Genomic DNA, 11,031 nt, shown 5'->3' on the forward strand with positions numbered 1-11,031 from the left:
CCCCCACGGGGCACCAGCTCGGTGCCGGTGCCCTGCTCGGTCAGTCGTGGGGCGTTTCCGGTGTGTGTTGGCGGGTGAGCACCCGTGCGTGGTTCCAGGTGACCGCGGTCGCGGACCATCCACACCGGCAGGTCAGCCGGTATTGCCTCAGTCCGGCGACAACGCCAGCACGACTTTCGAATCCGGCCATGCGGCACCAGAATTGGATACCGCGGCCCGCACCCGATCGCGGGACTCCTGGAGTGCGGTGTCGGGCAGGCCGACCATGGTCACGCCGGGTAGCCCCCGGCCGATATCCGCTTCTATCTCGACGACCTGCCCGTCGACACCCGAGACCGCCACCGACCAGGCTCTGCCCAGCGCCATCACAGCACCTGCCGCAGGTGGGTGATGACGGGCGCGTAGCCGCGCTGGAGCAGCACTGTCACGACATCCACCCGGATGTGCGTCCACCGCCTGCTCTGCGCGGCGAGCCACATGCCCGCGAGACGCCGGATCCGTTCGGTCTTACCTCGGGTGACGGCTTCGGCGGGCGTGCCGTACCCGAGACCCGACCGGGTCTTGACCTCCACGAATACGAGGACCGCGCCGTCCTGCGCGATCAGATCGAGTTCCCCGTACCGCGTGCGCCAATTGCGTTCGAGCACCACCATTCCGGCGGACTCGAGGAATTCTGCGGCGAGGTCTTCCCCGCGTATCCCCAGATCCCGATTACGTCCCATGCCCGGCTCCTCCCCCTGCGTGCACCTACTGTGCAGCGGGGAGGGCGCGAGGCAACGGAAACAAGGGCCCCGAGGCGTGATCTGTGGATGAGGGCGGGCGTTGTGGACAACGCCCTCGGGTCGGCTATCCCAGCTTGTCGGGCAACCTCAACTCGGGCTTGTCGAGTTCTTCGATGTTGACGTCCTTGAAGGTGATCACCCGGACGTGCTTGACGAACCGCGCGGGGCGGTACATGTCCCAAACCCAGGCGTCGGACATGCGTACCTCGAAGTACACCTCTCCGCTCGCGTTGTGCGGGAGCAACTCGACCGCGTTGGCGAGATAGAACCGTCGTTCGGTCTCCACGACGTACGCGAACTGACCGACGATGTCCCGGTACTCCCGGTACAGCGAGAGCTCCATCTCGGTTTCGTACTTTTCGAGATCCTCGGCACTCATCGCTTTCGGTGTCCTCCCAGTCCGGTGTGTCCTGTCATCATCCCGCATCTGCCTCGTCGATGAACAATCGCCGCCGGAACGGGGTGTCGCCGGACACCGCCGCGACGTTTGCCCACGACCGTCGATGCTCGTGGCACGGGCCGCGTTCTTGCAGCGCCGCGATGTGGGCGGGTGTGTTGTAGCCCTTGTGTACCGCGAAACCGTACCCCGGTATCTCGCGATCGAGGTCCACCATGATCCGATCTCGCGTGACCTTGGCGAGAATACTGGCGGCCGCGATACAGGCGGCCGCGCCGTCTCCGCCGATGACCGGAAGCGACGGAACCGGCAGACCGGGCACCCGGAATCCGTCGGTGAGCACATAGCCAGGTGCGAGGGACAGGCCCGCGACGGCGCGTCGCATGCCTTCGATGTTGGCCACGTGGATACCGATCGCGTCGATCTCCGCGGCCGGTACCTCGATCACATTCCACGCGAGTGCCCTGCGCGTGATGACCGCGTACAACTCTTCGCGAGTCTTCTCGGTGAGCTTCTTCGAGTCGTCGAGCCGATCGAGCGACGGGTGCGGCTTCGGGCCGAGAATGCAGGCCGCGATGACCAGCGGGCCGGCGCACGGACCTCGCCCGGCCTCGTCGACTCCGGCCACGGGGCCGAGTCCGCACCGCACGAGGGCGGATTCCATCGTCCGCAGGCCTGCGGACCTGCGGATCACCGGACGAGGGGGCCAATTGTCCAGAACGGTCACGAGGGGATTATCTCCGGAGAATCGATCAGACCCCACCGTCCGGGGGGCAGCACGATGAACTGGGCCTTGCCGATCACGTTGTCCAGGGGAACGGCACCCTGGTATTCGTCGCCGACGTGATACCGCGAGTCCGCGGAGTTGCTGCGGTTGTCGCCCATGACCCATACCGCGTCCTCGGGGACGGTGATCGGGCCGAAGCACCGGCCGGACGGTACTTCGGTGTCGCAGTCGACCACGCCGGGCGTGAACGGGTAGTCCATCTGCACATACGGCTCGTCGAGCGGTTTGCCGTCGACGAGGACGCGGCCCTGGTCGTCGCAGCACTCGACCGTCTGACCCCCGACCGCGATGACGCGCTTGACGAGGTCGTTCTCGTCGGGCGGCACGACACCGATCAGCGAGCCGACCTCCTGGAGGCCGCGCAGAACGACATTGTCGGAGCGAGTCGAGGTGTATCCCGCCGACCACGAGTCGGGTCCCTTGAACACGATGACGTCGCCGGGCCGGGGATCGGTGAAGCGGTAGCTGATCTTCTCGACGACGATCCGGTCTCCGGTACAGCCCGGGCATCCGTGGAGCGTGGGCTCCATCGACTCGGACGGGATGAGGTAGACGCGGGCGACGAATGTCTGGAGCAGGAAACTCAGTGCCAGCGCCACCACGATGAGAATCGGGAGTTCACGCCAGAAGGACTTCTCCTTCTTCGTGTCCGTGTTGTCGTCCTTGCGGGAGAATCCACCGCCCGGATCGGCGTCGTCGCGCCGGTGGTGTGCACCGGAGGTTCGGTGGTTGCGGGCGACGGCGTCGTCGCTGTAACGGTGCGCACCCGGACCGGCCGGATCGTGCGGGGAATCTGCCACGACGACAGCCTAGCGTCTGTCCCGACGCTCTCCGAACAGCGACAACCCGGCACGGACGAATGTCCGTACCGGGTTGTCGAACGCGTGGTTCAGCGCGTGGAGATCAGCGCTTTTCCTTGATCTTCGCAGCCTTGCCGCGCAGGTCGCGCAGGTAGTACAGCTTGGCGCGACGCACGTCACCGCGGGTGAGGACGTCGATCTTCGCAATGTTGGGGCTGTGGACCGGGAAGGTGCGCTCGACACCGACGCCGAACGACACCTTGCGCACGGTGAAGGTCTCGCGGACGCCGCCGCCCTGACGCCGGATCACGACGCCCTTGAAGACCTGCACGCGCTCCTTGGAGCCCTCGATAACCTTGACGTGCACGTCGAGCGTGTCGCCGGGACGGAAGTCCGGGATGTCGTCGCGCAGCGACTTTGCGTCCAGAAAGTCCAGGGTGTTCATCGGTTACATCCTCTTTTTCGCTCGAGCAGAGGAACCTGGCGGCGACCACCGTGAGGCGGGCTCGACCGGTTCATACCCAGGTCAGGTAGGCGTGCCCTAACGGGGCAACCCGTCAATTGTGCCAGACGACGCCGCTGGAGGCGAAATCGACGGCGGTGGCAGCGCGGGATGCACCTCCCGGTCGAGGACCTCCTCGGCCACGACCTTCGAATTCTCCACGCTCCCGCGCACCGTCTCGAGTGTCGGAGCCCCCGCCACGAGGTTCTGCACGACGACCTTCGCCCGGACGACGGGGCGACGTACTTTCCGCTCCCGGGCGAGCGACCGAGCCATCTTGCGCGAGTCGGGTGCGTACCGCGCCCGTGCCCACGGTGCCGCCGGACGCGACAACCGGAGCGCACCGACCCACAGCAGCGGAGCGAAGAACAAGCCCACCAGCCCCGTCCAGATCTTCCCCTTGGACAGGACGACCATCGCCAGCAGCAGGTCGATCACCGCACCCACCACCAGCAGGCCGCGGCTGACCAGGTCGCCGGTGTCCTCGAAATTGCCGGCGTCCCCGAGGTCCAGCGGCCGGAGCCCGACGAGCAACATGCCCGTCACGGCGACCGCGACGAACACCGCGTCGACCGAGACGCGGCCTTCTTCGTCCCAATAGACGTCGTTGAGGTAGAAGATCAGCGCGAACTCGTCCAGGGTCAACGCGGCGCCGATCCCGAACAGCGTCGCGAACACGACCCCGGCCGCCAGGCTGCCGTCCTCGTAGAAGCCGATCAGGCCACCACCGGCGATCACCATGGTCACCACGCCGAACACCACATGGTGCACATGGTGTCCGCCGGGACTGATGTTGCCGGGCCACCACCGCACGTTCGCGCGGATCATGCGCACGCTCATCCGGATGAACAAGAAGGCCACCACGAAACCGATGAGGAAGCACAGCAGCGGAAATCGCCCCTGCTCGACGATTTCTCTGCGGAACCAGTCGATCATTCCGGTCATCGCACGACCGGCAGCCACTCCATACAACTCAGCATCGCAGGTGCGGGGCCACGCCGCGGAACAACGCGACCCCGCACCGGGATACGAACTACTTGCCGAATCCGGCTCGTCGCAGCGCCTCGGCCATGGACCCGGCGGCCGGAGCTTCGGTGCGCCGGCCCGACTGCCCGTCGCGGTTCCGGCCTCCCTGTCCGTTGCCCCGCGTCTGGCTGTCGCCCCGGCCCTGAGTGCTGCCCCGGCTCTGGCCGCCGGCCGGTCCCCCGCGGCGTGCACCGCCCCGGGACGGACGCCCGTCGGACGCATCGGGCGTGGTCGAGGGCAGCTCGTCGTCGAGGCGGAGGGTCAGCGCGATGCGCTGTCTCGGCACGTCGACCTCGAGGACCTTCACCTTGACCACTTCACCGGACTTGACGACGTCGTGCGGATCCTTGACGAAGCTGCGCGACATGGCCGACACATGCACCAGACCGTCCTGGTGCACTCCGACGTCGACGAACGCACCGAATGCGGCGACGTTGGTGACGACACCTTCGAGCACCATCCCGGGCTTCAGGTCGCCCACCTTCTCGACGCCCACCGCGAAGGTGGCGGTCTTGAACTCCGGGCGGGGGTCGCGTCCGGGCTTTTCGAGTTCCCCGATGATGTCGGTGACCGTCGGCAGCCCGAACTTGTCGTCGACGAAGTCGTCGGGACGCACCGTACGGAGCGTTGCGGTGTTGCCCAGCAGTTCGCGCACGGCCGTCCCGCTGCGTTCGGCGATCCGTCGCACCACGGGGTAGGCCTCGGGGTGCACGGCGGACGCGTCGAGCGGATCCTCACCGTTGGGGATGCGGAGGAATCCGGCGCACTGCTCGAACGCCTTGGGACCGAGCCGCGCGACGTCCTTGAGCGCCCGGCGGCTGGGGAAGGGACCGTTCTGGTCGCGGTGCGCCACGATGCTCTCGGCGAGCGACGACGTGACACCCGAGACGCGCGAGAGCAGCGGCACCGACGCAGTGTTGACATCGACCCCCACCGCGTTCACCGCATCTTCGACGACCGCTCCGAGCGACCGGGCGAGCATCGTCTCCGAGACGTCGTGCTGGTACTGCCCCACGCCGATGGACTTGGGATCGATCTTGACCAGTTCGGCGAGCGGATCCTGCAGGCGCCGGGCGATCGATACCGCGCCGCGGATCGACACGTCGAGGTCGGGCAGTTCCTGTGAGGCGTACGCCGAGGCCGAGTACACCGAGGCCCCGGCCTCGGACACCACGATCTTCGTGAGACCGGGCGTGCCGAGCTTCGCGATCAGTTCGGTGGCGAGCGCGTCGGTCTCCCGCGACGCCGTGCCGTTACCGATGGCGATCAGTTCGACGCCGTGCCTCGCGACGAGTTGGGCGAGGGTCGCCAGCGACTGGTCCCGTTTGTTGTGGGGCTGGTGCGGGTAGATCGTGGCATGGTCGACGACCTTGCCGGTGGCGTCGACCACTGCGACCTTGGTGCCGGTGCGGAAGCCGGGGTCCAGGCCCATGGTGGGACGGGACCCGGCGGGTGCGGCGAGCAGAAGATCCTTGAGGTTTGCCGCGAAGACGTCGACGGCATCCTTCTCCGCGGACTGCTTGAGCCGCATCCGGAGATCGACACCGAGCGAGACCTGCAGGCGGGTCCGCCACGCCCAGCGCACGGTGTCGAGCAACCAGCGGTCGGCGGCCCGGCCGCGGTCGGCGATACCGAAACGTGCGGCGATGCGGCCCTCGAAGTACGACGGCTCCCCCGGCTCGGGCTCGTCGGCATCGGGAACGAGCGTCAGGGAGAGCACCTCTTCCTTTTCGCCACGCAGCATCGCGAGGATGCGGTGGGACGGAAGCTGGGTGAACGGCTCGGAGAATTCGAAGTAGTCCGCGAACTTCGCGCCGTCGGTCTCCTTGCCCGGGCGGACGGCCGCTTTCATGCAACCGCGGCTCCACATCGCCTCGCGAAGTTCACCGACGAGGTCGGGGTCCTCCGCGAAACGCTCGACGAGGATGGCACGTGCACCGTCGAGTTGCTCTGCGGAGAACCCGGCGGGATCGGTGCTCGGGTCCGAGTAGAGGGCGTCGGCGACGGGTTCGTGGCCGGCTTCCCGCGCGATCTGCGCTTTCGTGCGCCGCTTGGGCTTGTAGGGCAGGTAGATGTCCTCGAGCCTGGCCTTGGTGTCCGCGAGGCGGATCTGGGCGCGCAGGTCGTCGTCGAGTTTGCCTTGGGCCTCGATCGATTCGAGGATCGCGGTGCGGCGCTCGTCGAGTTCACGCAGGTACCGCAGTCGCTCTTCGAGGGTGCGGAGCTGGGCATCGTCGAGTCCGCCGGTCGCTTCCTTGCGGTAGCGCGCGACGAACGGAACGGTCGCGCCGCCGTCGAGCAATCCCACCGCCGCAGCCACCTGGTGTTCGCGGACGTCGAGTTCGTCGGCGATTCGCCGGATCACGGTGTCGGGTTCGGTTGTCACGACGATCGACCCTACATTTATCCTTGCGAAGCTCCCCGGGCGCCACATCGGGTTCCGGACGGAGCGTCGACGACGGACGCGTGGACGCATGGTGCTGCGCGCCGCACAATGGCATACAGGAGCAAACGATGAATCGGGGTCGCCGGACCGGTGCTCGGTCGTACGCAACGGTGCTGCTCGCAGCAGCAACGGTAGTGGCGTGTGGATCGCAGTCCGACGGGTCGAAAGAGATCGTGCCGGCGCTTGCCGCGCTGAACCCGGGTGTCACGGATACCGACGGTGACGGGTTCGCGGACCTCGCCTTGCAGATGGGCTCGTCCTCACTCGACGTGGAGTCGGTCGCCGACCGCATCGAAGCGGCAGCGACCCTCGCGGAACGCCGGGGTGCCCGGATGACCATCGCCGTGCTGGATCGCAGCACCGGCGCACGCACGGTGGGCGGCGTGGACGAGCCCGTGGAAACCGCATCGGTGGTGAAACTGTTTCTCGCCGACGACCTGCTGTTCCGCGAGTCGACCGGCGAAGTGACACTCACCGAGGACGACTACGACCTCATCGAGAACATGCTCCGGTCGTCCGACGACACGGCCGCGAATCTGCTGTGGGCGCAGCACGGTGGTTCGGAGATGGTCTTGCGGGTTGCGGAGCGGCACAACCTCACCGGGACCACGCCGCCGTTCTCACCGTGGTGGTGGAACACGACGACCACGGCGTCGGACCTGCTCACCTGGTATGACGATGTGCTCGGTGGTCGCGGCGGGCTCGACGAAGAGGCGCGCGCCCGGATCATCGGATATCTGACCGATTTCACACCCACAGGATCGGACGGGTACGACCAGACGTTCGGTCTGCCCGAAGGCCTGCCGGGCATGACCGATCTCGGGGTCAAGCAGGGATGGATGTGCTGCCTCGACGGCGAGTGGGTGCACCTGTCCACCGGTTTCTTCGGCGACGACCAACGGTATGTCGTGGCCGTGACGTCGCAGGAAGAGGTCACCTACGAGGAGGGCGATCCCGAGTTCGGCACGGGAAGCCTGCCGGATACGGCGCTCTACGACGTGACCTACGACGGCAGCGCCCGGCATGCGCGCGAGACGGTGTCGATGGCGGTGGAGACGGCACTGGGCAGCAGCGCCGATCGCTGAGCGGCAGCGCGCAGAGCGGTCAGTTCTCGTCGGGCAGCAGGTCGGGCCGGCGTTCCCGGGTGCGGGCGAGCGATTGCTCCCGGCGCCAGGCGGCGACCTTCGCGTGGTCGCCCGAGAGGAGCACCGCCGGTACGTCCAGTCCACGCCAACTGGCGGGCCGCGTATAGCTCGGTCCCTCGAGGAGTCCGTCGGAGAAGGAATCTTCCTGGTGCGACTGCTGATTGCCGAGGACGCCGGGGAGCAACCTGACGACGGCCTCGACCATGACGAGTACCGCGACTTCCCCGCCGATCAGTACGTAGTCCCCGATGCTCACTTCCTCGACGCGCACGCGGCGGGCCGCGTCGTCGAAGACACGTTGGTCGATGCCTTCGTACCTGCCGCACGCGAAGACGATGCGCTTCTCCTGCGACCAGCGCTGGGCGGTGGCCTGGTCGAACGGCCGCCCCGCGGGGGTGGGGACGACGAGCAGGACGTCGGGGTCGGTGTCGCCGTCGGGGCCGGCGAGCACGTCGTCGAGGGCAGGCCCCCAGACGGTGGGTTTCATGACCATTCCGGGACCCCCGCCGTACGGCGAGTCGTCGACGGCCTTGTGGACGTCGTGCGTCCAGTCGCGGAGATTGTGGATGTCCACGGAGATCAGGCCTTTGTCGATGGCCTTGCCAAGGAGCGCTGCACGCATCGGTGCGAGATATTCGGGAAAGATGGTGACGACATCGAGTCGCACGGAACTACCTGTCTCCCTTGCTGTTCCGCTGTGACGCCTTCGAAGGCGGCTCCCCGAAGTCGGGGTCGAGCAGACCTTCGGGCGGATCGATCTCGATGACACCGTCCGCGAGAGACACGGTCGGCACGATGTCGGTGACGAACGGGATCAGCAGTTCCGCGCGCTCGTCGTCGACGGGACGGAGCGAGAGCAGTTCACCGGCGGCCGTGTGCAGCACCTCGCGCACGGTGCCCACCACGGTGCCGCCGTCGGGACGGCCGGCGACGATGCGCACCGACAGCCCTTCGAGTTCGTGATCGTAGAATTCGTCGGGATCGTCGGACGGCCCCAGGTCGTCGCTGTCGACGACGAACAGGGTTCCGCGCAGCGCGTCCGCCGTGCTGCGATCGTCAACCCCGGTCAAGCGCAGCAGAAGCCGCCCGGAATGCTCCCGGGCGGCTTCTACCGTGTAGTCCTGCAGGTTCTTCTCGCGGGGTTTGCGGCCACGCAGGACCGCACCCACAGCAAAGCGCTCCTCGGGTTCGTCGGTGCGAACCTCGACGACCACCTCACCCTTGATGCCGTGCGACTTCGCCACCCGGCCTACCACGAGCTCCACCTGCATGCGCCTATCGGTCGGTGTCGACGACGTCGACGCGAATGCCCCGGCCACCGATGCCGGTGACGAGGGTCCGCAGCGCGGTGGCGGTACGCCCACCACGACCGATCACCTTGCCGAGATCGTCGGGGTTGACGTGAACCTCGACGGTGCGTCCCCGTCGGCCTGTGATCAGGTCGACGCGGACGTCATCGGGGTTGGCGACGATTCCACGAACAAGATGCTCGACGGCGTCGGCGACCACGGTGCTCATTACTCGGCGGCCTCGGTGGACTCGGCCTCGGTGGCCTCTTCCTTGGCAGCCTTCTTCTTCTTCGGGGTGGTCGCTGCGGCGGCCGGCTCGTTCTCGGCCTGCGCGAGAGCGGCCTGGAACAGCTCGAGCTTGGACGGCTTGGGCTCTGCGGTCTTCAGGGTGCCCTCGGTGCCCGGCAGGCCCTTGAACTTCTGCCAGTCACCGGTGATCTTCAGAAGGTTGAGGACGGGCTCGGTCGGCTGTGCGCCGACGCTCAGCCAGTACTGCGCGCGCTCCGAATCGATCTGGATCAGCGACGGCTCTTCCTTGGGGTGGTACTTGCCGATCGTCTCGATCGCCCGGCCGTTGCGACGGGTACGCGAGTCCGCGATGACCACGCGGTACTGCGGGTTGCGAATCTTGCCGAGACGGGTGAGCTTGATCTTCACAGCCATGGCTGAGTTCTCCTTCGAAGCGCACAAGGCGCATGTCACGTGCAATTCGGACGGCGCACCCTTTTGGCACGCCCGGTTTTGCCTCTAACCTGTGACCGCCGCGCGGTACGTAACCGGATGCGACGACAGCGGTCCATTCTGCCAGATCGCCGAGCCAGGACGAAACCGGAGGTCACGCGAGTGACGCACTCCGCGTGACGACCGCACCGCGGAGGACGACGAGATCCGGACGTGCTGCCGCGGGGTCCCGGCGCGGGTCCTCGGTATAGACGATGAAGTCGGCCGGAGTGCCCGGCTCGAGGCTGGGGTGGCCGAGCCACGTCCGGGCCGCCGACCCGGCCGCGTCGAACGCTTCGGTCGGGCCGAGACCCACGCGGGCGAGTGCGGCGATCTCGTCCGCGATCCGGCCGTGCCGGACGTGCCCACCGGCGTCCGTGCCGGCATAGATGGGGACCCCGGCGTCGTGGGCCGCGCCGATCGTGTCGGCGACGCGGGCGTGCAAATCCCGCATATGCGCGGCATACACTGGGAAACGCGTTGCGGAATCGGCGATTTCGGGGAAGTTGTCGATGTTGACCAGCGTCGGGACGAGCGCGGTGCCCGCTGCCGCCATGGTCGCGATCGTCTCGTCGGTCAGGCCGGTGCCGTGCTCGATGCAGTCGATCCCCGCGGCGAGCAGACCCGGCAACGCGTCTTCACCGAACACGTGCGCGGTGACGCGGGCGCCCTCGCGGTGTGCCGCGGCGATCGCCTCGACGAGGATGGCATCGCTCCACAACGGCGCCAGGTCGCCGCTCCCCCGGTCGATCCAGTCGCCGATCAGTTTGACCCAGCCGTCGCCGGCGCGCGCCTGCCTCACCACCTCCGCGGGAAGTTGCGATTCGTCGTCCAGTTCGACCGGCAGACCCCGGATATACCGCTTCGGGAGTGCGATGTGACGGCCGGCGCGGACGATCCGCGGCAGGGCCGGATCGTCGTCGAAGCTGCGCGTGTCGGCGGGAGACCCGGCGTCGCGGAGCAACAGGACGCCCGCGTCCCGCTCGACGATCGCTTGCGCGAGGGCCCCGGCAGCGTCTTCGATGCCGCCGCCGTAGCGGATTCCGACATGGCAGTGGGCATCGACGAGACCGGGCAGGATCCACCCGCCGGTCGACGCAACCTCGGCGCCGGGAATCGGCTCGGACGCGAACATGC

Annotated in this window: 13 protein-coding genes and 1 pseudogene; 1 reads left to right on the forward strand and 13 read right to left on the reverse strand. The window is 67.6% G+C overall.

Translation table 11 applies throughout. The annotated features are described in order from the left end of the window. Positions 1-153 precede the first annotated feature (153 nt). The 8 genes and pseudogenes from TVH25_RS18700 to TVH25_RS18735 all read right to left on the reverse strand — a co-directional run. Positions 154-366 (reverse strand): annotated as a pseudogene (locus TVH25_RS18700) (magnesium chelatase domain-containing protein); the annotation flags it as partial. Continuing rightward, positions 366-722 (reverse strand): YraN family protein, encoded by a 357-nt coding sequence (locus tag TVH25_RS18705; RefSeq protein WP_169620542.1) that lies wholly within the window; start codon positions 720-722, stop codon positions 366-368. The gene TVH25_RS18705 and the pseudogene TVH25_RS18700, both read right to left, overlap by 1 nt. Before the next feature lie 124 nt (positions 723-846). Beyond that, entirely contained in the window at positions 847-1,161 is a 315-nt protein-coding gene (locus TVH25_RS18710; protein WP_072698634.1) for a DUF2469 domain-containing protein, read from the reverse strand. A gap of 37 nt (positions 1,162-1,198) precedes the next feature. After that, on the reverse strand, positions 1,199-1,897 hold the full coding sequence (locus tag TVH25_RS18715; RefSeq protein WP_072698889.1) for a ribonuclease HII: 699 nt from the start codon (positions 1,895-1,897) through the stop codon (positions 1,199-1,201). Between the two features lie 5 nt (positions 1,898-1,902). Continuing rightward, positions 1,903-2,766, reverse strand: a complete 864-nt coding sequence (gene lepB, locus TVH25_RS18720) for a signal peptidase I (RefSeq protein ID WP_169652430.1) — start codon at positions 2,764-2,766, stop codon at positions 1,903-1,905. A 103-nt stretch (positions 2,767-2,869) separates the two neighbouring features. Further along, entirely contained in the window at positions 2,870-3,211 is a 342-nt protein-coding gene (gene rplS, locus TVH25_RS18725; RefSeq protein ID WP_072698636.1) for a 50S ribosomal protein L19, read from the reverse strand. A 96-nt stretch (positions 3,212-3,307) separates the two neighbouring features. Next, a complete protein-coding gene (locus TVH25_RS18730; protein WP_206036818.1) occupies positions 3,308-4,204 on the reverse strand; it encodes a hypothetical protein in 897 nt (298 codons plus the stop codon). 97 nt (positions 4,205-4,301) lie between these two features. Then, entirely contained in the window at positions 4,302-6,680 is a 2,379-nt protein-coding gene (locus TVH25_RS18735) for a Tex-like N-terminal domain-containing protein (RefSeq protein ID WP_169620539.1), read from the reverse strand. Between the two features lie 128 nt (positions 6,681-6,808). Between TVH25_RS18735 and TVH25_RS18740 the strand changes: the two genes are divergently transcribed. Beyond that, on the forward strand, positions 6,809-7,825 hold the full coding sequence (locus TVH25_RS18740) for a serine hydrolase (protein WP_169620538.1): 1,017 nt from the start codon (positions 6,809-6,811) through the stop codon (positions 7,823-7,825). A gap of 19 nt (positions 7,826-7,844) precedes the next feature. On the opposite strand, the gene trmD is transcribed toward TVH25_RS18740, so the two are convergent. The 5 genes from trmD to TVH25_RS18765 form a co-directional block, all read right to left on the reverse strand. Continuing rightward, entirely contained in the window at positions 7,845-8,552 is a 708-nt protein-coding gene (gene trmD, locus TVH25_RS18745; protein ID WP_169620537.1) for a tRNA (guanosine(37)-N1)-methyltransferase TrmD, read from the reverse strand. A gap of 4 nt (positions 8,553-8,556) precedes the next feature. Then, positions 8,557-9,150 (reverse strand): ribosome maturation factor RimM, encoded by a 594-nt coding sequence (rimM, locus tag TVH25_RS18750; RefSeq protein WP_169620715.1) that lies wholly within the window; start codon positions 9,148-9,150, stop codon positions 8,557-8,559. A 10-nt stretch (positions 9,151-9,160) separates the two neighbouring features. After that, complete coding sequence (locus tag TVH25_RS18755) at positions 9,161-9,403, reverse strand: RNA-binding protein (protein WP_072698641.1); 243 nt, start codon at positions 9,401-9,403, stop codon at positions 9,161-9,163. Continuing rightward, complete coding sequence (rpsP, locus tag TVH25_RS18760; RefSeq protein WP_169620536.1) at positions 9,403-9,837, reverse strand: 30S ribosomal protein S16; 435 nt, start codon at positions 9,835-9,837, stop codon at positions 9,403-9,405. Before rpsP ends, TVH25_RS18755 begins: the two co-directional genes overlap by 1 nt. Positions 9,838-10,009: 172 nt before the next feature. Continuing rightward, the coding region (locus tag TVH25_RS18765; protein ID WP_422425168.1) for an amidohydrolase family protein at positions 10,010-11,031 on the reverse strand (1,022 nt) is incomplete at its 5' end.

Source organism: Rhodococcus sp. 7Tela_A2, from assembly GCF_049311045.1.
GTDB lineage: Bacteria > Actinomycetota > Actinomycetes > Mycobacteriales > Mycobacteriaceae > Rhodococcus.

Excerpts from the sequence above, each read along its gene's own strand:
- TVH25_RS18705 (WP_169620542.1), bottom strand. The coding sequence starts at position 722 with ATGGGACGTAATCGGGATCTGGGGATACGCGGGGAAGACCTCGCCGCA.
- TVH25_RS18710 (WP_072698634.1), bottom strand. The coding sequence starts at position 1,161 with ATGAGTGCCGAGGATCTCGAAAAGTACGAAACCGAGATGGAGCTCTCG.
- TVH25_RS18740 (WP_169620538.1), top strand. The coding sequence starts at position 6,809 with ATGAATCGGGGTCGCCGGACCGGTGCTCGGTCGTACGCAACGGTGCTG.
- TVH25_RS18730 (WP_206036818.1), bottom strand. The coding sequence starts at position 4,204 with ATGATCGACTGGTTCCGCAGAGAAATCGTCGAGCAGGGGCGATTTCCG.
- rpsP (WP_169620536.1), bottom strand. The coding sequence starts at position 9,837 with ATGGCTGTGAAGATCAAGCTCACCCGTCTCGGCAAGATTCGCAACCCG.
- rplS (WP_072698636.1), bottom strand. The coding sequence starts at position 3,211 with ATGAACACCCTGGACTTTCTGGACGCAAAGTCGCTGCGCGACGACATC.
- TVH25_RS18755 (WP_072698641.1), bottom strand. The coding sequence starts at position 9,403 with ATGAGCACCGTGGTCGCCGACGCCGTCGAGCATCTTGTTCGTGGAATC.